The organism is Paracoccus sp. IB05 (assembly GCF_016405985.1).
GTDB lineage: Bacteria > Pseudomonadota > Alphaproteobacteria > Rhodobacterales > Rhodobacteraceae > Pseudogemmobacter.
The window spans coordinates 23,446-45,963 of the sequence record NZ_JAEFCF010000009.1 but is presented as its reverse complement, the minus strand read 5'-3'; the positions used below and the strand labels follow the sequence as shown (position 1 = coordinate 45,963).

Sequence of the window (22,518 nt, the reverse complement as noted above, 5' to 3'; positions counted from 1 at the left end):
ATGGCCCGCAGTCAGGAGACCCTGCAGCAACGGTGTTTTCAAGCCTGAACTTCCGTCACAAAGATGAAAGCGACGCCGGGAGGTTCCGGCGCCGCTTTCAATCATGCAGGGTCAATGACAGAGGGGGGCGGGGCGCTCATCCCCGGGCAAAAGTCCAGAGATCAGATCTCGCTGCCCGATTGCGCCGCATGGGTCAAAAGCCCCATCACATAGCCCGCGACAGAACGGAAGCAGACCAGCGTATAGCCGCCATCTGCCGGCCAGAAGGCCGCCGCCACCTGGGCAAAGCGCGAACGGCGGATCTCATCCGCCTCCACCTTATCCAGATCGGCCGGGGTCAGCTTGCGCAGCACCTGATCGGCCTCTGGCCCGGTCACGCGAAACACCGCCCGCGCATCCGAGACATCGACCGCCAGGTGATGCGCCCCCTCCAGCGCCGCCGCAATCGCGCCGAGCGCTTTCGCCACATCGGCGTAAGGCAGGACGAGCAGGAATTCGTCATTGCTCATCCAGCCGCAGCTTTTCGCGCCCTGATGGGTGATCTTGCGCGCCCCGGGCAGATCGCAGCCGGTTGCGGCTTTGATCGCCGCCTCCAGCCCCTCAGTGCCGGGTTTGGCGCGCAGCGTGATCATCCCCAGCGGGCCGATCTCTTCCACGCGGGCAAAGCCCTGGGCCACCGCGCCTTGCAGGGCAGAAACCGGATCAGACATTCTGCTTCTCCCCTTCCTTGTCATAGAAAACCGGGTCAACCACCTTTGCCGCGACCGAGACGCCGCCGGTCATGGCGGTGAATTCGACCACTTCGCCCATCCGTGCCGGGCCATCCTTCAGAAGCCCCATCGCGATGCCTCTTTTCAGCGTCGGCGAATGATAGGTCGAGGTGATGCGGCCCTGGGAATTGCGGAACCCGTATTCATTTGTGCCCGCCGCGATGACATAGGCGCCATCCGGGATCACCGAACCGTCCAGGCTTTCAAAGCCCACCAGCTTCCAGCGGTCTTTTGCAGCGAGGAAGGTGCGCTGCTGGCCGCGTTTGCCGAGGAAGTCTTCTTTCTTCTTCGAGATCGCCCAGTCGAGATTGAGATCCTGCGGGATCACCGTCCCGTCGGTCTCATCCCCGATCATGATAAAGCCCTTTTCGGCGCGCAGGACGTGCAGGCCTTCGGTGCCATAGGTCTGCAGGCCCAGGGCCTGGCCCTCGGCATACAGGAGCTCCCAGAAGGCAAGCGCATGGCTCGCAGGCACTGCGATCTCGTAGCTGAGTTCCCCCGAGAACGAGATGCGGTGGACGCGGACGGGGAAGCCCGCAAGCTCGCCATCTTTGAAGGTCATGAAGGGGATCGCCTCTTTCGAGACATCCATGCCACCCAGTTTCTCCAGCAGTTTGCGCGCATTGGGGCCGACAACCGCGATCTGGCCATATTGCTCGGTCAGATTGGCGGTATAGACCTGCCAGTCCCACCATTCGCATTGCAGCCAGTCTTCCATCCAGCCATGGATCCGGTCCGCCCCGCCCGAGGTGGTGTGGCAGAGCCAGGTGTCCTCGGCGATGCGGATCACCACACCGTCATCGGACAGGAAGCCCTGCTCATTGCACATCAGCCCGTAGCGGCATTTGCCGATCCCGAGATTCGACATGACATTGGTGTAGAGCATATCGAGGAATTTCCCCGCATCCGGCCCTTTCACGAGAATCTTGCCCAGCGTCGAGGCATCCAGCAGGCCCAGCCTTTCGCGGGTGTTCAGCACCTCGCGATTGACGGCCTGGTCATGCGTTTCACCCGCACGCGGATAGGTATAGGGCCGCTGCCAGAGGCCGACCGGCTCCATATAGGCGCCATGGGCGAGGTGCCAGTCATGCATCGGCGTCTTGCGCAGCGGCTGGAAGATATTGCCCCGAGCCTCACCCGTCAGCGCGCCGATGGTGACGGGCGCATAAGGCGGGCGGAAAGTGGTGGTGCCGACGCGCGGGATCTGTTCGCCCAGAGCATCAGCAAGCACCGCGAGCCCATTGATATTCGAGAGTTTTCCCTGATCCGTCGCCATGCCGAGCGTGGTGTAGCGCTTGGTATGTTCCACCGAGACATAGCCTTCGCGTGCCGCAAGCTGGACGTCGGAAACCTTCACGTCATTCTGGAAATCGAGCCACATTTTCGATTTCAGATCGATCCCGGCCGAGGCCGGCATGATCCAGACCGGAAGCATCGCGCCTTCTTCTACGACATCCGCCGAAGCAGTCGCAGCCGCGCCCGTCTTATGGCCAGTGGCCTCAACCGCCAGAGCCGCCTGCGCGGCCGCATCGCTCAGCGCCTCTGCCGCCGCCAGCGCGCCATTGGCGGCGCCTGCCGGGTAGACCATGGCGGTGCCGTCCTCACCCAGCGGCGGGCGGGTGGCATCGGGGCGGAACAGCGCGCGCGCCTCGTCCCAGATCAGCTTGCCGCCGCAATGCGACCACAGATGCACGACCGGCGACCAGCCGCCCGACATCGCGACCGCATCGCAGGCGATCTCTTCCACCGCGCCGCCCTCACCGGCCTGGAGGCCGATGGCGACGCCGGTGACGCGCTTGCCACCTTTCACCTTAACGATGCCGCGCCCGGTCTCGATCCGGATGCCCATGGCACGGGCACGGGACGGCAGCTCACCGGAGGTCGAGGCGCGCGCATCGACCACGGTGACCTCAAGCCCCGCCTCTTTCAGCGTGATCGCAGTGCGGTAAGCATCGTCATTATTGGTGACGACAACCGTGCGCTCGCCAGGCGAGACCGCGAAATTCACGGCATAATCGCGGGTGGCAGAGGCCAGCATGACGCCGGGAATATCATTGCCGGCAAAAGACAGCGGCCGCTCCAGCGCGCCGGTTGCGGCAATGACTTTGGTGGCCCGGATGCGCCAGAGGCGTTTCCTCGGCCGCCCGTCGCCGGGGGTGTGATCGGCGATACGTTCCTCGGCCAGAACATAGCCGTGATCATAGACGCCAGAGACCATCGTGCGCGCACGGAAGCTGACATTCGCCATGCTGCCAAGGGTTTGCAGCGCCTGGGCGATCCAGGCTTCGGCCGGTTTGCCATCGATGATATCGCCATCGACCGGCGCGCGGCCGCCCCAATGCGCGGTCTGCTCGAGGAGGAGCACTTTCGCGCCCGAAGCCCCCGCAACCAGCGCCGCCTGCAGACCGGCAATACCGCCGCCCGCAATCAGGATATCGGCATGGCCATAGGTATATTCATAACGGTCGGCATCTGCCTCTTCCGGCGGTTTTCCGAGGCCGGCCGAGCGGCGGATGATCGGCTCGAAGAGATGTTTCCAGGCCGAACGCGGATGGATGAACGTCTTGTAATAGAAACCTGCCGGGAGGAAGCGCGCAAGTTTGTTGTTTACCGCGCCGATGTCGAATTCCAGCGAGGGCCAGTGGTTCTGGCTGGCGCTGGTCAGCCCGTCAAAGAGCTCGGTCGTGGTGACGCGCTGATTGGGTTCGAACCGCGCGCCCTCGCCCAGGGCGACCAGCGCATTGGGTTCTTCCGGGCCCGAGGCCATGATACCGCGCGGGCGGTGGTATTTGAACGAGCGCCCGACCAGCAGCTGATCATTGGCCAGAAGCGCCGAGGCGAGAGTGTCGCCGGCAAGGCCGCTCAGCTTTTTGCCGTTGAAGGTGAATTCCATCCGGGCCGATCGGTTGATCAGGCGCCCGCCTTTTTGCAGCCTCGCGCTCATTTCCAGCCCTTCCAACCCGGCCGTTTCGCCTGGATCTTTGCAATCAGTTCCGCAGGGGGTTCCGTGGTCTGGGCCGGATATGTCCCGAAGACCTCGAGCGTCGCGGTGTCGCGCGCGGCAAGGAACCATTTGCCGCAGCCATAGGCATGGCGCCAGCGTTCAAAATGCACGCCTTTGGGGTTCTTGCGCGCGAACATATAGGTCTCGAATTCGGCGTCAGAGGAGCCTGGGCCAAACCGTTTCAGATGCGCCTCGCCACCGGGGGCAAGTTCGGTTTCCTCGGCTTTGACGCCGCAGCAGGGACATTCAAGGATCAGCATTGGTGCGCCCTCGGGCTGGCCGCGAGCCGGGGGCGCTGCCCCCGGGCCCCCGGGATATTTAGAGACAGAAAATGAGCGGGAACCATCAATGGGCCACCCCGGCGGCGACGGATTCGTCGATGAAGCGGCCTTCCTTGAAGCGCCACATGTCGAATTCCCGGGCCAGAGCGCCCGGCTCGCCTTTGGCGATCAGCTCGGCCATGGCCCAGCCGGAGCCCGGGATCGCCTTGAAGCCCCCCGTTCCCCAGCCGCAATTGATGAAGCAATTGCCGAGCGGGGTTTTCGAGATGATCGGCGAGCGGTCGCCGGTCATATCGACGATGCCGCCCCATTGGCGCAGCATCTTGAGCCGCGAGATGATCGGGAAGGTTTCAACAAGGGCGCGCAGCGTTTCCTCGATATGATGGAAGGAGCCGCGTTGGGTATAATTGTTGAACCCGTCGGTGCCGCCGCCGATCACCAGCTCGCCCTTGTCGGACTGGCTGATATAGCCATGGACAGTATTGGCCATCACGACGATGTCGATCACCGGTTTGATCGGCTCGGAGACCAGCGCCTGAAGCGCGATTGATTCGATCGGCAGCCGGAACCCCGCCATTTCGGCGAGCACGCCGGAATGACCGGCCACGACAATGCCAAGCTTTTTGCAGCCGATCTCGCCGCGGGTGGTTTCGACCCCGGTCACCACGCCGTTTTCCTGACGCACGGCGGTGACTTCGCAATTCTGGATGATATCCATGCCCATGTCGGAACAGGCCCGCGCATAGCCCCAGGCCACGGCGTCATGGCGCGCTGTGCCGCCCCGCGCCTGCCACTGACCGCCCAGAACCGGATAGCGCGGCCCGTGCAGATTGATGATCGGCACGACTTTTTTGACCTGCTCGGGCTCCAGCCATTCGGTGGTGACGCCCTGCAGCTGGTTCGCGTGAACCGTGCGCTTATAGCCCCGGACCTCGTGATGGGTCTGCGCCAGCATCAAAAGACCGCGCGGCGAGAACATGATATTATAGTTCAGATCCTGGCTCAGGTTCTCATAAAGCGCGCGCGCCTTTTCGAAGATCGCCGAGGAGGGATCCTGCAGATAATTCGAGCGGATGATGGTTGTATTGCGGCCGGTATTGCCGCCGCCGAGCCAGCCCTTCTCGATCACCGCGACATTCCTGATGCCGTGGTTTTTGCCTAGATAATAAGCCGTTGCGAGACCGTGACCGCCAGCGCCGATGATGATCGCGTCATAGTGCTTCTTCGGCTCGGGCGAGGCCCAGGCCTTTCCCCAGCCGGAATGGTAGCGCAACGCCTCGCGGGCAAGGGCAAAGACCGAATAACGCCTCATCTGGTGAACCTCCGCCGCGCGTTTCGCATGTCGCTTTCATAGCCTCCGGTTTCCGGTCATCCCCCCTGCCCGGCCCGTAGTCGTGACCAGGGCGGGCGGGGAATGCAGGCCCGGAACCGGCCTCTTATCTTCTGCCCGACAGCTGGAAAACGCCACCGCCTTCACGCGGCACAATCGGGAAAATTACGACACCGCGACCTCGTGGAGGCCCCGGCAAGACCGCAGGCCTCTGCCCGCCTGTCGGGCTGCGTCGATTGGCCCGGCAGCGCGGGCTTTTGCAAAGCCGGTAAAACCATTACATCACCCACAGGGTTGATGCGCGGATGATGGGGCAGATGATGGATGGACTGGGCGATGCCACCGGGTTCTGGATGGTGGCGGCGATGCTTGCGGGCGGGATTGCGATCCTCCTGACCCTCAGCCTGTTCTTTGCCCGTAGCACCCCGCCGGAGCCAGAACTCGCACGCGATGTCAGCCTTTATCGCCAGCAGCTTGCCGGGATCGGGCAGGAAGAGGCGCGCGGCGTGCTCACCGGGGACGAGGCGCAGCGGCTTAAGGCCGAAATCGGGCGCCGTCTGCTGGAGGCAGACCGTCAGAACCGGCGCGCGGTATCGGGTGCGGGCTCGTCGCGCGATCTGGTGCTGGCGGCGGGGGTGATCGTGCTTGCGGTGGCGGGGGCGGTCTTTCTCTATCTGCATCTCGGGCGGCCCGGGCAGCCTGATCTGCCAATGGCAACGCGGCTGGCCGAGGCCGAAGCCCGTATGGCAACCCGGCCCTCACAGGCGGTCTATGTCGCGAACCTGCCCCCGATCATCCCGGCCGAGCCGGAGCCGGATATGGTCGAGCCGCTGCAAAAGCTGCGCGAAACGGTGGATCCGGCGGTGACTGACAACCTCCAGGGCCTCGGGCTGCGCGCGACCATCGAAGCGCGGCTGGGGAATTACGCCGATGCGATCCTCGCGCAGCGGCGTCTGATTGAGGTGCGCGGCGCTGAGGCCAGCGCAACCGATTACAGCTTTCTGACGCTTTTGCTGGTGGAACAGGCCTCTGGCTATGTCTCGCCCGAGGCCGAGGCCGAGGTGGTCCGGGGGCTTGGCCTTGACGGGCGCGCCGGGCTGGACCGGGTGGCGGATCTTTTGCTGGCCGCAGCCCAGGGCTTCCAGCCCCAGGGCGAGGACCGCGCGGTGCTGACGGCGCTGCCGCCGGTCAGCGAGGCCACCGGCCCCCTCTTCCTCTATGCCGGCGAGCTCTATGCCCAGGGCGGGCGACCGGACCGGGCCTTTGCGCTCTGGCGGCCGCTGATCGAACAGGGGCCGCAGGATGGTTTCTGGGTGCCGCGCCTGCGCGATCAGATCCGCGCTGCGGCCTGGTTTGCCGGGGCCTGGGATTATCAGCTGCCGGAGGCAGAAGCCGCAGAAACCGCCGCCCGGGACCCGGCGCTGCGCGGGCCAGGTGCCGAAGACATCGCGGCCGCCGCCGGCAAGAGCGAGGCCGAGATCGCCGAGATGGCGGCGGGCATGGTTGCGGGCCTCAGTGCGCGGCTGCAAAGCGAGGGTGGCTCGGGCGCAGAATGGGCGCAGCTGATCCGCGGCCTTGTGGTGCTGGGCCGGTTGGACGAGGCGCGGGACATGCTGGAGCAGGCCCGCAGCGCCTGGCCGGAGGGGTCTGAAGACTCTGAGGGCTCAGAGCGCGCGCTGATCGAAGCCGCTGCCAAAGCCCTCCCGGCAGCAGAGGTTTCCCCATGATCCTTGACGATATCTCGGAGCTGATGGCCGAACTGCCGCCCTCCGGCGCGATCATCGGTCTGGATCTGGGCACCAAAACCATCGGCGTCGCGATCTCGGACCTGCGCCGCTCGGTCGCCACGCCGACACTCGTGATCCGGCGCGAGAAATTCACCCTCGATGCCGCGCGGCTGCTGGAGCTGATAAAGGCGCGCGAGGGGAAGGCGATCGTGCTGGGCCTGCCGCTGAACATGGATGGCAGCGAGGGGCCAAGGGCGCAATCGACCCGCGCCTTCGCCCGCAATCTGGAAAAGCTGACGCCGCTGCCGATCACCTGGTGGGACGAGCGGCTGTCGACTGTTGCGGCGGAAAGGGCGCTGCTCGAGGCGGATGCGTCGAGAAAGCGTCGGAAAGAGGTGATCGACGCGGTGGCGGCGGGCTATATTCTGCAAGGCGCGCTGGACCGGCTGGACCAGATCGCGCGCCATGGATGAGCGCGGTGCCGATGACCAGATGTCCGATGACCGCCGGACCGGTGACCCTATGACCCAAGATCCGGGGCCGAAGACAGAAAGGCATATCGTGAAGGACGACATCTGGGCCCGCAACGAGATCGAGAGCCCCTGCGTGAAGATCTGTGTGATCCATTCCGACGCGAAGATCTGCGTCGGATGCTACCGCACGCTTTCTGAAATCGGCGCCTGGTCCTCGATCACCGCGCCCGAACGCCGGCGTATCATGGATGAGCTTCCCTCGCGCGCGGCCTCGCTGGTAAAGCGCCGCGGTGGACGCGCGGCCCGGCTCGGCCGGGGCGAGGATTAAGGGCGGCAGTCGGGTTCCCTGCCCCCGCGCGGCTTTGCCGCGTCCCCCGGAATATTTAAGGACAGATGAGGGGGCATGGAGCCGATGTCATCTGCCTCTGGTTTTTCCCGTGGAAGGTGACAAAGGGCCGCCCGAAAAGCGTTGCCCTCCCGCCGCCCCGGATCTGCGTCTGCGGCGCGCAGTGATACAGTTTTATACGCCAGGGGATGCGTCAGAATCATCGCGCATTGCTGCACCTGCGACGCATGCTGATCCCTCACTGGCCGTGTGACTGCCCTGGCACCCTCGCCGCTGTGCCCGGCAAGGCAGCCGCGTGACGGGGCTGCGTGGCGTGGTTCGCTCCCTGTCGGGAACGAGCGCGCGGTCAGTGATCACACGGTGCCCGGCATCCGGCGCGATATGAAGCGTTGAGACGTGGCGGGCGGCAGTGCCGCCTGGCCGGTGCAAAGATCCTGCGACGCGACGGCGCTGAACATGGTGTTCCGTGTCGAAGATCTGCCCCCCTGCGGTAACGCCAGCACGCCCCGGGGCGATCCCGGGGCGTGCTGCGGGACCTTGCGATCGGGCCGCACAATGCGCCGGCCTGATCGAAATCTTATATGATCAGAGCCGCGATCAGGCGGTGGGAAGCTCCAGCGCGGCGAGGCATGCGGTCGCAAGAGCGCGATCCGGCGCTTCACGTCCGGGCATCGTCGCCCAGCCGGTCGCAATCAGCGCATCGCGCCTGCCGGGAGTTGTTGCCTGCCGGATCGTCGCGATCTTGGTGACACGTTCGGGATCGGCGGCAGACATTGCCAGACAGACCGGGACGAGGGCGGCAACGGTCTGCTCGCTCGCCGCAGTCTGTGCCATTCGGCTGGCGCCGCCTGCGGTGGACCATCCCGCCCATCCGAAGCCGATCACAACCACAGCGATACCACCGAGGATAGCGCCATAAATGCCGGGTTTGAGCCATTCAGGAGGTGTCATCTTTGTGTCCTTTCAGGATGCAGGCGTCGTGGGCGAAAATCATCCGTGGATGCGCCTGACGCGAAGCGGGGGCGGATCAGAGGCTGATATTGTCTTGCAGCCAGAGAAGGTGATCTTCGGCCAGAGGCGGCCTGAACCGCTCCGGCCGGGGTAGGACAATCTTACAGGATGGCCGCGCCCCCGGGACTGATTGATGTTAGGATCGGCCGCGATGGTTCTGGATTCTTGCCGAAATTCGACAGAGTCAGACCGCCAGATCGCTGCCGGGGCCGGCCCCGCGGCAGCCGATCTTGCCGGCAGCTGAGTGTCTTCACAGGTGTTCGGCGATCATGACTTCTGTGGTGATCAGAAGGCCCGCAACCGATGCGGCATCTTCCAGCGCGATACGCACCACCCTGGCCGGGTCCAGGATACCCGCCCCGAACATGTCGACAAAGGTTCCGGTCTGCGCATCATAGCCATAGCCGGGACGTCCGACCTCAGAGATCTTCCCCGCGATGACGGCCCCATCGGCTCCGGCGTTCACGGCAATCTGGCGCAAGGGGGCCTGCAGCGCCCTGCGGATGATCCTGATCCCGGCATCCTGATCGGGATTGTCCCCTTTCAGATCCGCCAACAGCTTGCCCGCAAGCAAAAGCGCCACCCCGCCACCGGGGACCACCCCCTCTTCGACCGCCGCGCGTGTCGCATGGATCGCATCATCAATCCTGTCCTTGCGTTCGGTCACCTCGGTCTCGGTGGCGCCGCCGACCCGGATCACCGCAATGCCGCCCGCAAGACGTGCCAGGCGTTCCTGCAGCTTCTCTTTGTCATAATCCGAAACCTGCTCCGCGATCTGCGCGCGGATCCGGCTGACCCGTGCGGCGATTGCCGCCTTGTCCCCCTGGCCGTCGATGATGGTCGTGGCGTCCTTACTGACGAGGATTTTTCTCGCCTTGCCCAGCCGGGCCAGGGTCACATCCTCAAGCCGCGTTCCCAGATCGGCCGAGATCACCTCGCCCCCGGTGAGAATGGCGAGATCCTCCAGCATGGCCTTGCGGCTTTCGCCGAAGCCGGGAGATTTCACCGCGACAACCTTCAGCCCCGCCCGGAGCCTGTTGACGACCAGCATCGCAAGCGCCTCGCCACTGATGTCTTCGGCGACGATCAGCAGCGGCCTGTCGGCCTCCAGCACCTCCTCGAGCAGCGGCAGCATCGGCTTCAGCGCCGACAGTTTGCTGTCGAGCAGCAGGATCACAGCCTCTTCGAGCCCGACACTCATCTTCTGCGGATCGGTGATGAAATGGGAGCTCAGCCAGCCGCGGTCGAATTGCATGCCTTCGACCATTTCGGTCGTGGTCTCCCTGCCTCTGGCGTCTTCGACGGTGATCACGCCCTCTTTGCCAACCCGCTGCATCGCATCCGCGATCTGGCGGCCGATGGCCGCGTCGCCATTGGCCGAGATCATGCCGACACGGGCAATCTCGTCACTGTCGGTGACCGGGCGCGACATATCCCTGATGCCTGTGACCGCGAGACGCACGGCCCTGTCGATGCCGCGCTTCAGATCCATCGGGTTCATGCCGGCGGCCACGGCTTTCATGCCTTCACGGACAATGGCCTGGGCGAGCACCGTGGCGGTCGTCGTGCCGTCTCCGGCCTCGTCATGAGTGCGGGATGCCACCTCCCGCACGAGGCGCGCGCCCATATTGCCGAACCTGTCCGAAAGCTCGATTTCCTGCGCTACAGTCACGCCGTCCTTGGTGATGCGCGGCGGCGCAAGGCTCCGGTCCAGGATGACGTTGCGCCCCTTTGGGCCAAGGGTGATCCTGACCGTATCGGCAAGGATATCAATGCCTTTCATCATCCGGCTGCGGGCTTCATCGCCGAATATGACATCTTTTGCAGACATGCTGTTTTGCTCCTCGCGCTTCGGTATCGTGCAGGCGGGGACACCACCCGGCGACCCCCGGGGATGCCCCCGCCTGTGGGCCGTCTGGTCTGTGCCTCCGAAAGACTTGCGGACTGTCAGGTCCGCCCTGTTCAGCCCCGGTGCAGACCGGATGAGTTCATGCCGGCATTGATCCCGTTGATCAGGCCGGCAACGCTCTGATGCACTTCCCTCTCTGCTGCATCGCCCACCGCATTCTCATGCACCGCCGCCGCATCGCGCAAAACGCCGGCGATTTCGCTTTCGGGCAGAAGCCTGTGGTCACTGATGGCCAGCAAAAGCGCCTCGCAGATGGAAAGCGCGGCCATGCCTGCATGATCTGTCTGGACGGGCATCACGCGTGGTCCTTTTTGGTGTATAAGGGATCGGGACAAGACAGAATCCCGATGCGCTGCTTTATCCTGACAGGAAGCTCTGCCGGGCGGACTGATCCAGAGCAGCCTCACCGATCCAATTTCTGCATTCCGCCCCTTTTCGGGAGACGCCGTTGAAGCTGGTCGAAAGCAGTCCCCTGACCCGGAAACTCTCGGCCTTTGTGGCCCTGTCCGAGGCTGATCTGGAAACGCTTGCGCGCTTTCATCACCGGCGCAGAACCTTTCCTGCCGGGCATACGATGATGCATGAAGGCCAGTCCAACGCTTCCGCCTTTATCCTGGCCGAAGGCTGGGCCTGTTCTTACAAGATGCTGCCCGATGGCGGGCGTCAGGTTATCAACTTCCAGATTCCCGGCGATTTTCTGGGGTTGCGCAGCATCCTGTTCCGCAGCTCGGACCTCAGCCTTGAGGCGCTGACAGATATCGAAGCATCCGAGGTCTTCGCGCCGGATATTCTCGGCGCCTTTGCCAGGGCGCCCCGGCTTGCGACCGCTGTGCTCTGGGCGTCCTCGCGGGACGAGGCGATGATGGTCGAGCATCTGGTCAATCTTGGACGTCGCTCGGCGGTCGAGCGTATGGCGCATCTGCTGCTGGAACTCGGGGCACGGCTGAACCTTGTCGGGGTTGGCGACAGGACGGGGTTCTCCTGCCCGCTGACACAATACCACCTGGCCGATGCGCTTGGGCTGAGCGCCATCCATGTCAACCGGGTGCTGCGGCAGTTGCGGGAGGATGGAATGGTCACCTTCCAGAAAGGCAGGGTTGTCTTCAACGACCTGGCCCGGCTGCAATCCCTCGCAGGCTTCGATACGGCCTATATGGATCATGAAGGCCCGCTGTTGCGCTGAACAGGCTGGCCGGGACGACAAAGGCGGGCGACGGCATGGGTCCAAATCGGGGGGGGCCACATCGGGGAGCCACATCGGGGGGACCCTGGGTTGTTTGTCGCCCGCGCCGGATCGCCACCCTCCCCAGGAAATCCGACCGCCTGCGTCCATGTTGCTGTATTTTTAAAGAAAGCTAACACCCATCAGCCCCGTCCCTGCCCGCCGGTCCTATGTTTGACCAGACCTTGCCGTCGCATGTCTGCGGGTCTGACGCGACGCGCGGGCATGCGATTCAGACCAGATCGGGGGCCACAGATGAACATTCGGTCATCCAGGAAGCGCGTGACTTTCGCCCATTCCTTCACCTTGCCCGGCTACGTGGACCTGCTCCCCGCCGGGCCTTATGATATCCTCATCGAGGAAGAGCTTTTGCAGGGGCTGAGTTTCGAGGCCTGGCGCAGAACCTCGACCTATATAATGGTCAGCGACCGCTCCGGTCGGGATGAGATGCGCCCGGTCACCGAGAAAGACCTGGAAGCCGCAGTATTCCGTGATCTGGCGCCACGCCCGCCGGGGGCCGCGCAAAATGAGCGATGATCCGGGAAACCCCGATGCCCGGCGCCGCGCCCGGGGCCAGGTGGCAGCAACGCTCCGCCGCAATGCCATCAGGGTGGCCGAAGCCCGCCCTGATGGCGCAAGGCCGGATCTGCCACATGTTTGGAACTGGAAAAGCCCGGATTGCAAAGGCCCGGGAGGCAGGGATGCTGAATCCGATCCGGTGCGTGCCCGCAGATCAGAGGCGGCTGACCGGGAGCGATCGAATACGGGCGGCAGGTGGCGGGCGGCTGACTGCGCGCGGGGCGACAGTCCCATGAACGCGGATGTGCCGGACGAGCCCCATTTGCAACGTGCCCTGGCGGATGCGCCAAAGATGCGTCTCTGCCTGCGTTGCGCGACGGCGTTCCCGAGCGAGGGGTTCGGCGAACGTATCTGCAAACGCTGCAAAGGATCACATGGCTGGAAAAACGCCGCAGACTTCCATCACGCAACATCCCGGAAGACCTGAGGAGCTCACAGGCGTCCGGGCTGTTCCACAGGACAGAACTGGATGCCGGTTGACCATTCTCACAACCTTTCACAAAACCCTCTATCGCTACCGCACCGAGGTCTTTCTTGGGCAACACCGGCTGATGCTGCGCCCGCGTGAATCGCGGGATCTGCGCCTGCTGTCCCATAGCGTTTCCGTGTCTCCGGACGCGGATATGACCTGGGCGCATGATGTGGCGGGCAATACCATTGCCACAGCAACATTCGCAAAACCAACGGCCTATCTCGAGATCGAAAGCCGGGCCAGGATCAAGCTGACGGCGCAGGTCTGGCCCGTCTTCTCCATCGCGGCTCCGGCGATAAACTGGCCCTTCCGCTACCCGGAGGACGAATGGAGCGATCTTGGCGCATTATCTGCGCCACAATATGCTGATCCGGAAGGTCACCTCCTCCGCTGGGCCGAAGGCTTTGTCTGCAGCCGCCCGACCGACACGCTGTCCCTGCTGAAGGATATCAGCACCGGGGTGGCCAACCAGATTTCCTATCAATGCCGCGAAACCGAAGGCACCCAGACGCCACTCGAGACGCTCCGGCGTGGCTGGGGCGCCTGCCGGGATTTTGCGGTCCTGCTGGCCGAAGCGGTGCGTGTTCTGGGGTTTGGCGCCCGTATCGTGTCGGGCTACCTGTTCAATCCTCAGAATGATCTGCCTGGCACAGCCGGGCCGGGCTCGACCCATGCCTGGACCGAGATCTATGTCCCCGGCGCAGGGTGGATCACTTTTGACCCCACCAATCGCAGCGTCGGCCCGAAGAACCTGATTCCGGTGGCCGTGGCCCGCGATGTGCGTCAGATCGTGCCCGTCACGGGCAGCTTCACCGGCAGCAGTGACGCGCTGATCGAAATGGCGGTCACTGTCACTGTCTCGGAAGACGCTTGCGCAGAGACGCCCGGCTGAGACGCCTTGCGCAAGCGGCCGGATTGCGGCGGCCTTCGCTCAGGCAGCGCCGGTCTGAAGGTGGATCCTGAGCCGATGCTGCGCGCCGTCCAGGGCGACCCGCATCTCGCCGCCCTGCGCGGTTACCGCCCCTTCCGGTGCAGAATTTCCCTGCGTCACGCTTATATCAAGGCTGGTGCCGGCGATGCGCAGCTTAGCGGCAAAGCCCGGCCAATGGGCAGGCAGACAGGGGGCGATCCGCAGATAGCTCCCCTCGCGCCGGATGCCCAGTATGCCCTCGACCGCCGCGCGATACATCCAGGCCGCTGAGCCGGTATACCATGTCCAGCCGCCCCTGCCCTCATGCGGGTTGACGGAATAGACATCGGCGGCCACAACATAGGGTTCGACCTTGTAGCATTGCGTGTCTTCCGGTGTCAGCGCGTGATTGACCGGGTTCAGCATCGCGAAAAGGCGCGCGGCCCCGTCACCATCTTTCAGCTTTGTCCGCGCCAGCACCGCCCACATCGCCGCGTGGCTGTACTGGCCGCCATTCTCGCGCAATCCGCGAGGATAGGCCGCTATATAGCCCGGATCGGGGCCAGATCCGGGATCAGCCTTGTCAAAGGGCGGGGTGAACAGAAGGGCGATGCCCGGTTTCGGGCGGATCAGGTGCCGGTCGAGCGAGGCCATGGCCTGCGCGGTGCGCACTGGGTCAGCCTGTCCCGACAGCGCCGCCCAGCTTTGCGCGATGGAATCGATCCGGCACGCGGAGCTTGCGGCAGAGCCAAGCCATGTTCCGTCGTCAAAGGTCGCGCGGCGGTACCAGTCTCCGTCCCAGGCTTCGCGCTCAAGCGCCATGCGCAGCCCGTCGGCATGCGCCTGCCAGCGCGCGGCACGGGCCGGATCGCGGCTCACCGCCAGGGGAAGAAAGCGGTGCAGCGTGTCAAGCAGCAACCAGCCAAGCCAGACACTCTCGCCCCGCCCGCCCTCGCCCACCCGGTTCATGCCATCATTCCAGTCTCCCGTCCCGATCAGCGGCAGGCCAAGCCCGCCTGTGAGCGTGATCGCCCGGTCCAGCCCAAGCGCACAATGCTGCCAGAGCGCCGCCTTGCTGCCGGAGATATCGGGCAGGAAGAAGGCATCCTGCTGGCCGGGCGCCAGTGCGGGCCCTTCGATGAAGGGGACCTCCTCGTCCAGCACCGACGTATCGCCCGTCACCGCAACATAATCGGCGACAGCATAGGCCAGCCAGACGCAATCATCCGAGATCCTCGTGCGGACGCCCTGCCCGGAATGCGGCAGCCACCAGTGTTGCACATCGCCCTCGGGGAACTGCCGTCCGGCTGCGCGCAAGAGATGCGCGCGTACCCGCTCGGGTTGCGGCACAGTCAGCGCCATGCCATCCTGCAACTGATCGCGAAAGCCATAGGCCCCGCTGGCCTGATAAAACCCGGCCCGGGCCTGCACCCGGCAGGCCAGCGTCTGGTATTGCAGCCAGCCGTTTACCATGATGTCGGTCGCGCGGTCGGGTGTCGTGACCTGAACCGTACCAAGCACCGCTTCCCAATGCGCCTCGACCTCGGCCAGCAAGGCATCAGGATCGCCTGCGCGCAGGCGGAGGATCAGGCTTTGCGCCTCTTCGGCAGAGGCCGCCTGGCCGAGGAAATGATCCGTGACGATCTGTTCTCCGGGCGCCAGATCCAGCTGGCGTTCCAGCGCCATGCAGGGATCAAGGCCCGCGCCGCTACGTCCCGAAAGCGCTTGCCCGGGGCCCAGCGCCAGGGGACTGGCCAAAGTGCCGCCCCGGCCCAGAAACCCGGTGCGGTCAGCGGTAAAGCCGCTTTGCGCGCCCGCCATATCGACGAACATGACCCGGTCCGGAAAGGCGATATTCCACGGATTGCGGGCAAAGAGCGCGCCGGTTTCTGCATCGCGCCCGGTGATCAGGAACGGCGCAGCGCCCGCACGCGACGGGCCCATGACCGGCTCGGCATAGCTGATCACAGTCAGCCGCCTTGGCTGCCCTGACAGGTTCCGCAAGCTCAGGCGCGAGATCCGGACCGGCTCGGTCAGCGGGACGAAGTGCAACAGATCAAAGCCGATCCCGCCCGCCTCATGCCGGAACCGGCTGTAGCCAAAGCCATGACGCGCGATATGGCGGCCTGGCTGGTGCAAGGGCGCGGCGGTGGGCGAGAACACCTCGCCGGTGACGTCATCGCGGATGTAGAACGCCTCGCCCGCCGGATCTGCCACGGCGTCGTTCGACCAGGGGGTCAGGCGGTTCTCACGGCTGTTCTCTGCCCAGGCGCTGGTGCTGCCGGTGGCCGAGACGTGAAAGCCAAAGCTGTCATTGGCGATGACATTGATCCAGGGCGCGGGGGTCGGGGCGCCCCTGTCAAGGACCGTGACATATTCCCGTCCCTGCCGCGCAAAGCCGCCAATGCCATTGAAGAACTCCAGCTCTTCGACCGGAGGCGGGCTGGCCGCGGCGGGGCGCTGCCGCAGGCGCGGCGCGGCGACCGCCTCTTCGTCAGTATCCTCTGCCAGGATCGCGGCGATCTGTTCGGCCAGGGGGCCGCGCCGCGCCACCAGAAGCACCCGTGCCACCGAAATCAGCAGCGCCCGCGCCTCGGGTGAGATCAGATCGGCGCGCAAGGCATAGACCTGCCCCCCGCCGCCGACCCTGACAGTGCGCGCGCCCCGCAGTGCGGCGTCGATTGCCGATTGCAGCCCCTGCACATAGGAGGCGGGATGCTCGTTCAGGATGACCAGATCCACCGCGAGGCGTTTGCCGCGCCAGTATTCCTGCGCCAGCAGCACCTCATGCACCTGCGCCATGTCATCGGCATCATCGATGCGCAGCAGCACGATGGGCAGGTCGCCCGAGACCCCCATCGGCCAGAGCGCCGATTGTTTGCCCGCCCCCCTGGCGATCAGATCAGGCCGGGCGCGAAAGCGCGGATCGCTGAACAGGATCGGCGCAGTCAGCCGCTGAAACGCCGCCGCCTGCAGCGGGGTCGCACCGAGATGGCGCAGCTGCACCTGGGCCTGGGTCCAGGCCAGGGTGCGGGCACGGTCAAAGGCGCTGCGATCATGGTGGCGGTCAATCAGGTCCAGCAATTCGGCCCGGCCCGGCGCGGCCACGGTCCAGAATGCCAGCCGCACCGTGCCGCCGGCCGCGATCCGGACCCGCTGGCGCAGTGCAAAGACCGGATCCAGCACAGTGCCTATGCCGCCCGCCAGCCTGCCCCCGGGCCTCAGCGCCTGCGCCGAGGACATGTCATTGTCGCGCCCGATAAAGGCGGCGCGGTCGGTTTCAAATTCCATTGCCGCCGCAGTCTCCCCCTCGACCGTCAGGAAATGGGCGGCCCAGACCGGTGCCTCATCAGCCGCGCGCGACCTGCGGGTGGCTATGATCGCCCCGAATTCGGGCAGATATTCCGTCTCGACGAACATCCGCGCAAAGGCCGGATGCGCCGCATCTGCCGCCGGTGTGGTCAGCGCGAGGCCGAGGTAAGAGGTCAGCTCCACCTCGCGCGGGCGCCGCGAGGAAGAGCTGATCGAAACGCGCCGCACCTCGGTGTCGTCCTCGCCCGAGACCAGGACATCCATTGTCGTGGTCAGCGTGCCCGCACGATGCGCAAACAGGGCGCGATCCTCGAAGTATTGCACTTCGCGGTCTTCGGCCCCGGCTGAGCCTGCAACCGGATAAAGGCGCCCATCCGCCAGATCCCACAGCCAGAGCCTGAGACCATCGCTGTCGCAGGTCGGATCGGGTTGCCAGCGCGTCAGCGCGATGTCTCCCCAGCGGGTATAGCCGCCGCCCGTTGCGGTCAGCATCACCGAAAGCTGCCCGTTCGACAGCAGATGGCTGAAAGGCGGCCCCTGCGGCGGGCCCGTGATCTGCGCCATGCGCTGAATGTCGAGCGCGGTCGTGCTGTCGGGAACAACAACCGCCTCGGGGCGCGGGGTCACCGCCGGAATGTCGCGCGGAATGCGTTCCTGCAACAGGAGCTCGGTGGCGCGGATCATCGGCTCGGCATGGAAATGCGCCCTCATGCGGCCGGAATGCAGAACATTCGCGATGGCAACGATGGTCATGCCCTGATGATGCGCCATATAGCTGCGCACCACGGCAACGGCCTGGCCTTCGGGCAGCCGCGAGGGGGTGAAATCCAGCGCCTCATAAAAGCCGTAGCGCCCGCGGCCGCCTGTCGCCTCCAGCGCGGCATAGTTTTGCTGAGCCCTGACCGGTGCGAACATCGCTGCAAGCCCGGTGGCATAGGGGGCCACCACCAGATCGGTGGCAAGCCCGCGCTTCAGCCCCATCCCCGGGATGCCAAAGGTGGAATACTGGTAATTCATATCCAGATCGCGGGCATTAAAGCCGGATTCCGATATGCCCCAGGGAATGCCGCTCTGGCGGCCATAGGCGCGCTGCCAGGACACCACCTGCCGGCTGGTCTGATCAAGCAGGCTTCCCGCCGGCTCCTCCATCACCAGCGCCGGCATCAGATATTCGAACATCGAGCCCGACCAGGACACCAGCACCGAACCGCCCCGCGCCGGCCTGGCCGAGCGGCCCAGCCGGAACCAGTGACGCACCGGAACATCGCCTTTGGCGATGGCAAACAGGCTTGCCAGCCGGGCCTCGGATGCCAGCAGATCATAACAGCTCTCATCAAGGGCGTTGTCGTCACGCGACCAGCCGATCGACAGGAGCTTGCGATCGGGATCGAACAGGAAGGCGAAATCCATCGCCAGCGCCATTTCCCGTGCCTGTGCTGACAGGGCGTGCAGGCGCGGCGGCAATGCTTCGGGATCATGCGGATGGGCATTGCAGGCGCATTGATCGCACAGGGCCTGCAACCATCCCCGCAGGCTGTCAGCCAGCGGATCGCTCGCCAAAGCGCCCTTTGCCTTGACGGCGAGACGCAGGATGGCAGGCCAGGCAATGCTCTCGCCCGGGGCGAGGATCGCGGCTTCCAGATCGTCGAGCAGCGCGCTGATCCGGGAGCCATCGCCCCCCTGTGAGCGCCCTTCCAGCGAGCGGCGGGCAAGGCTGAGCGTGTCGGTGAGACCTGCGCGTTGGGTTTCGCTGTCCGGCAAGCCGTCCTCCATCGCCCAGGCGTCGCAGGCATTTGCCAGGGTGATCAGATGCCCCGCCAGATTGCCGCTGTCCACCGAAGAGACATAGGCCGGGCTGAGCACCTCGCCGTCCAGGGTCCGGTACCAGTTGTAAAAGTGGCCCTTTTGCTTCGGCAGCGCCTGCATCGTGGCAAGCGTCGCCTCCAGCCGCGCCGTGGCCTCGAATGTGCCGATCCAGCCGAAATCGCGCGCCGCCACGCAAGACAGCAGATAGAGGCCCATATTGGTGGGCGATGTGCGGGCCGCCGTCAGCGGCACCGGAACTTCCTGAAAATTGTCGGGCGGCAGGTGTCTGTGCTCCGCCGTCACGAAGGTCTCAAAGTAGGACCAGGTGGCGCGGGCGATCAGCCGCAGATCCCGCGCCGCATCGGGGGTAAGGGTCTCCTGCGGCGACCGGGCCGATGCATGGCTGATCCGCCATGCAATCAACGGCGCACAAAGCCACAATGCTGCAAAAGGCAGCGCCAGCGGCGCCGCTGCCGGCGCGATGAGCACGGCCACCCCCACCAGCGCAACGCCAAGGCCGATGCCGCCGGCCATGAAGCATGCGAGGCGCCACGGCCCGGGTCTCGCCCCGCCCGCGGCCTGCGCCGCCGTGGTCCATTGCAGCAGATGGCGGTGCGAAACGCCGCTCCGCCACAGGCTGCGCAGGATCGCATCCATCATCCGCCAGGCGGTATCGGCAAGGAATGTCACCGCCAGCCCGACCCGCAGGCCCGTCATCGCCAGATCGCCCGCCGCCTGGCGCAACAGGCCCGACAGATCCAGCCCGGCCCGGTGCGGGATCAGCCCGAGAACCGCCGGCCACACCAGCGGTACAGCAAGCGCAGCGAGCAGCAGCAGCGTCGCGGCCAGTGCGGCCCCTCCCGGCAGCACCCATCCCAGCACCAGCGCCGCCAGCATCGAGGGCGCGATCAGCGAGCGGCGCAGCGTATCGGCCATCCTGACCCGGCCCAGCATCGGCACGGCGGGCGCAAAAAGCCAGCGCAGGAGCTGCCAGTCGCCCCGTGTCCAGCGGTGCTGGCGGCGCGCGGCGATATCGGTGCGACCCGGAAATGTCTCGACCAGCTCAACATCCGAGGCAAGACCGGCGCGGGCAAAGATGCCCTCCAGCAGATCATGGCTCAGCAGGGTATTTTCGGGCACCCGATCGCGCATCGCGGCCTCGAAAGCGTCGATGTCATAAATGCCCTTGCCGGTGAAGGCGCCCTCGCCGAACAGATCCTGCCACAGATCCGAGGCTGCGGATGCATAGGGATCCATCCCGCCGGGACCGGCGCTGGCCTTATGGTAAAGCGTCGCCGGAGCGCCCGGCTCCAGCGCCGGGGTGACACGCGGCTGCAGGATGCCATAGCCGCTGGTCACGCGCTGCACCTCCGGGTCGAAGACCGGCCGGTTCAGCGGATGGGCCATCTTGCCGATCAGACGCGCCGCCGTGTCACGCGGCATCCGGGTGTCGGCGTCCAGCGTGATGACATAGCGCACCGCAGCGGGAACAGCCGGCACCTCGCCGTCGGCTGTGCGAAAGCCGGTATCCGTCGCACCGCGCAACAGGCGGTTCAGCTCATGCAGTTTGCCGCGTTTGCGCTCCCACCCCATCCAGACCCCTTCGGCGGGGTTGAACTGCCGGGGGCGGTGCAGATGCAGGAAGCGCGGACCGGCCGGCCCCGGCGGATGACGGCGGTTCAGGGCAGCGATACCTGCCTCTGCCTGAGCCAGCAGCGCCGCATCTTCCGGCATGACCTCCTGAGGGGCATCCACATTATCCGTCAGCAGGATGAAGGTCAGATCGCCCCCTGCCCCGGAAAGGTGATGCACCTCCAGCGCCCCGATCTGGTCTTCCAGATCCTTGCTGCCGGTGACCAGAACCGGCACCGCAACGACGGTGCGCAGCTGTTCCGGCACTCCGCCCCGCAGATCGAGGCCGGGGAGCAGTGTCGCCCCGAGACCGGCCCCCGCCAGCCGGTCCACCAGCATCACCGCAACGCCGCTGACCGGCAGCACCATGGCAAGGAGCCAGATGAGACCGGGGCCGCTGTCCGCCACCCAAACCGCGCAGAGCGCCAGCAGGGCCAGCGTCAGACCGCAGATCGTGCCAAGATAGCCCCGCAAGCCCGCAGCGATCCCCCAACGGCGAAAGCGCTGCCGGGCAGAGGGGCGAAACCCGATCTGCCGCTCGAATGCCTGCCGTCCGGCGGCGATCAGCGACCAGCCCGGATCGGCCTGCGCCTCTCCCGCCAGGTGCACTTCTGTGCGGGCCCGCGCCTGTTCCACGACGGCAGTCTCGCTGAGCGCGCTGCCGCGCGACAGGTCTTCGACGGCGCTGCGGTACAGGTTGCGGCTGGAAAAATCCATCTCGCCATAGCCCGGCTGTTCCCGAAGCCGTGCCTCGACCAGACTGACGCTTTCAAAGAGATCGGCCCAGTCGGTGGCCGAGATGCTGCGCATCGCGGTCACCACATTGCGCAGCGTGACATTCGACGCCCCCTGCCGTTCCTGGGCGTGGCGCACGACCGTATCGATGCTGGTCCCCTGAGCCTCCAGCCGTTCCTCGAGCCAGCCAAGTGCCGGATTGGTGCGCGGATCGCGGTCGCGCAGGCGTTTGGCCAGCTGGGCCGCGAATACCTCGGACAGGGGGCCACGCGCGCGCCGTTCGACCTCGGGCAGCAGCGCCGCATGGGCCTGGCCTGGGGCACAGATCTGATCGGCAAGGCTGTCGGCCTCGGCCCGCTCGGCCCGGCCCAGCGTCATCTGATCTGCTAGCCGCCGCAGATTCTCGACCAGCACGATGCGCAGGGTGATGGCCACGGCCCAAAGCTCGCCGATCGTCAGCGGCTGGACCGTCTGATAGGCCAGCAGAAAGCGGCGCAGGATCTTCGGGTCGAAATGGCTGTCGGTATGGGCGACAAAGGCCCAGGCGATACCGAAGACCCGCGGATACCCCGCAAACGGCCCCTCCGCCAGCTTGGGCAGAAGACGGTAATATCCATCGGGCAGATCGGTGCGGATCTCGCGGATCTGCGCTTCGACCAGATGGTAATTGTCCAAAAGCCAGTCGGCCGCCGGAACCACATCATGGCCGGCAGCCACTTCCCGGGCGCTGGCCCGCCAGGCCGCGAGCAGGACCCTGGCATTGGCATCAAGCCTGCGGCGCAGCGGCGGCATCCTGTTGCGATGTGGGGCAACCGATTGTGCCGCGGCCAGCGTGACCGCGTGCTGCTCCAGCCGCTCGACGCTGAACAGCTCTGCCCGCACAGGCGCGGTGTCTGACCAAAGGCCGGCAGGACCGGGGGACCCGCCTGCGGCGCCGGGAAACCCGCCTGCGGCGCCGGGGCCGGTCTCACCTCTCCTCTCCCTGCTTCCGCCCCCGTT

Annotated in this window: 14 protein-coding genes; 6 read left to right on the top strand and 8 right to left on the bottom strand. The window is 65.6% G+C overall.

Features of this window, described 5'->3' with window-relative positions; translation table 11 throughout:
* Positions 1-161 precede the first annotated feature (161 nt).
* The 4 genes from JC607_RS08190 to JC607_RS08175 all read right to left on the bottom strand — a co-directional run bounded on the left by JC607_RS08190 (position 162) and on the right by JC607_RS08175 (position 5,367).
* A complete protein-coding gene (locus JC607_RS08190) occupies positions 162-710 on the bottom strand; it encodes a sarcosine oxidase subunit gamma (protein ID WP_198836453.1) in 549 nt (182 codons plus the stop codon).
* Entirely contained in the window at positions 703-3,714 is a 3,012-nt protein-coding gene (locus JC607_RS08185; protein ID WP_198836452.1) for a sarcosine oxidase subunit alpha family protein, read from the bottom strand. The genes JC607_RS08190 and JC607_RS08185 overlap by 8 nt, the downstream gene beginning before the upstream one ends.
* A complete protein-coding gene (locus tag JC607_RS08180; RefSeq protein WP_092896530.1) occupies positions 3,711-4,034 on the bottom strand; it encodes a sarcosine oxidase subunit delta in 324 nt (107 codons plus the stop codon). The genes JC607_RS08185 and JC607_RS08180 overlap by 4 nt, the downstream gene beginning before the upstream one ends.
* An 85-nt stretch (positions 4,035-4,119) precedes the next feature.
* The gene (locus JC607_RS08175) at positions 4,120-5,367 is read right to left on the bottom strand and encodes a sarcosine oxidase subunit beta family protein (protein WP_198836451.1); all 1,248 of its coding nucleotides are present in this window, start codon (positions 5,365-5,367) and stop codon (positions 4,120-4,122) included.
* A gap of 335 nt (positions 5,368-5,702) precedes the next feature.
* Here JC607_RS08175 and ccmI point away from each other — a divergent pair, with 335 nt between their 5' ends.
* From ccmI to JC607_RS08160, 3 genes are all read left to right on the top strand, one after another.
* The gene (ccmI, locus tag JC607_RS08170; RefSeq protein WP_198836450.1) at positions 5,703-7,112 is read left to right on the top strand and encodes a c-type cytochrome biogenesis protein CcmI; all 1,410 of its coding nucleotides are present in this window, start codon (positions 5,703-5,705) and stop codon (positions 7,110-7,112) included.
* Positions 7,109-7,585 (top strand): Holliday junction resolvase RuvX, encoded by a 477-nt coding sequence (gene ruvX, locus JC607_RS08165; protein WP_198836449.1) that lies wholly within the window; start codon positions 7,109-7,111, stop codon positions 7,583-7,585. Before ccmI ends, ruvX begins: the two co-directional genes overlap by 4 nt.
* Before the next feature lie 88 nt (positions 7,586-7,673).
* On the top strand, positions 7,674-7,913 hold the full coding sequence (locus JC607_RS08160) for a DUF1289 domain-containing protein (protein ID WP_198836448.1): 240 nt from the start codon (positions 7,674-7,676) through the stop codon (positions 7,911-7,913).
* 615 nt (positions 7,914-8,528) lie between these two features.
* Here the strand turns inward: JC607_RS08160 and JC607_RS08155 are convergent.
* The 3 genes from JC607_RS08155 to JC607_RS08145 all read right to left on the bottom strand — a co-directional run bounded on the left by JC607_RS08155 (position 8,529) and on the right by JC607_RS08145 (position 11,147).
* On the bottom strand, positions 8,529-8,882 hold the full coding sequence (locus tag JC607_RS08155) for a hypothetical protein (protein WP_198836447.1): 354 nt from the start codon (positions 8,880-8,882) through the stop codon (positions 8,529-8,531).
* 310 nt (positions 8,883-9,192) lie between these two features.
* Complete coding sequence (gene groL / locus JC607_RS08150) at positions 9,193-10,773, bottom strand: chaperonin GroEL (protein ID WP_198836446.1); 1,581 nt, start codon at positions 10,771-10,773, stop codon at positions 9,193-9,195.
* A 131-nt stretch (positions 10,774-10,904) separates the two neighbouring features.
* Positions 10,905-11,147, bottom strand: a complete 243-nt coding sequence (locus tag JC607_RS08145) for a hypothetical protein (protein WP_198836445.1) — start codon at positions 11,145-11,147, stop codon at positions 10,905-10,907.
* A gap of 158 nt (positions 11,148-11,305) precedes the next feature.
* Here JC607_RS08145 and JC607_RS08140 point away from each other — a divergent pair, with 158 nt between their 5' ends.
* The 3 genes from JC607_RS08140 to JC607_RS08130 all read left to right on the top strand — a co-directional run bounded on the left by JC607_RS08140 (position 11,306) and on the right by JC607_RS08130 (position 14,016).
* Positions 11,306-12,034 (top strand): Crp/Fnr family transcriptional regulator, encoded by a 729-nt coding sequence (locus JC607_RS08140; RefSeq protein WP_198836534.1) that lies wholly within the window; start codon positions 11,306-11,308, stop codon positions 12,032-12,034.
* Between the two features lie 294 nt (positions 12,035-12,328).
* Complete coding sequence (locus JC607_RS08135) at positions 12,329-12,610, top strand: hypothetical protein (protein WP_198836444.1); 282 nt, start codon at positions 12,329-12,331, stop codon at positions 12,608-12,610.
* A gap of 518 nt (positions 12,611-13,128) precedes the next feature.
* Positions 13,129-14,016 (top strand): transglutaminase family protein, encoded by an 888-nt coding sequence (locus JC607_RS08130; RefSeq protein WP_233092774.1) that lies wholly within the window; start codon positions 13,129-13,131, stop codon positions 14,014-14,016.
* Positions 14,017-14,055: 39 nt separating this feature from the next.
* Here the strand turns inward: JC607_RS08130 and JC607_RS08125 are convergent, their stop codons facing one another.
* A complete protein-coding gene (locus tag JC607_RS08125; RefSeq protein WP_370584772.1) occupies positions 14,056-22,401 on the bottom strand; it encodes a GH36-type glycosyl hydrolase domain-containing protein in 8,346 nt (2,781 codons plus the stop codon).
* Between the last annotated feature and the right edge of the window lie 117 nt (positions 22,402-22,518).

Excerpts from the sequence above, each read along its gene's own strand:
- JC607_RS08180 (WP_092896530.1), bottom strand. The coding sequence starts at position 4,034 with ATGCTGATCCTTGAATGTCCCTGCTGCGGCGTCAAAGCCGAGGAAACC.
- JC607_RS08190 (WP_198836453.1), bottom strand. The coding sequence starts at position 710 with ATGTCTGATCCGGTTTCTGCCCTGCAAGGCGCGGTGGCCCAGGGCTTT.
- ruvX (WP_198836449.1), top strand. The coding sequence starts at position 7,109 with ATGATCCTTGACGATATCTCGGAGCTGATGGCCGAACTGCCGCCCTCC.
- JC607_RS08145 (WP_198836445.1), bottom strand. The coding sequence starts at position 11,147 with ATGCCCGTCCAGACAGATCATGCAGGCATGGCCGCGCTTTCCATCTGC.
- groL (WP_198836446.1), bottom strand. The coding sequence starts at position 10,773 with ATGTCTGCAAAAGATGTCATATTCGGCGATGAAGCCCGCAGCCGGATG.
- JC607_RS08155 (WP_198836447.1), bottom strand. The coding sequence starts at position 8,882 with ATGACACCTCCTGAATGGCTCAAACCCGGCATTTATGGCGCTATCCTC.
- JC607_RS08175 (WP_198836451.1), bottom strand. The coding sequence starts at position 5,367 with ATGAGGCGTTATTCGGTCTTTGCCCTTGCCCGCGAGGCGTTGCGCTAC.
- ccmI (WP_198836450.1), top strand. The coding sequence starts at position 5,703 with ATGATGGATGGACTGGGCGATGCCACCGGGTTCTGGATGGTGGCGGCG.
- JC607_RS08185 (WP_198836452.1), bottom strand. The coding sequence starts at position 3,714 with ATGAGCGCGAGGCTGCAAAAAGGCGGGCGCCTGATCAACCGATCGGCC.
- JC607_RS08135 (WP_198836444.1), top strand. The coding sequence starts at position 12,329 with ATGAACATTCGGTCATCCAGGAAGCGCGTGACTTTCGCCCATTCCTTC.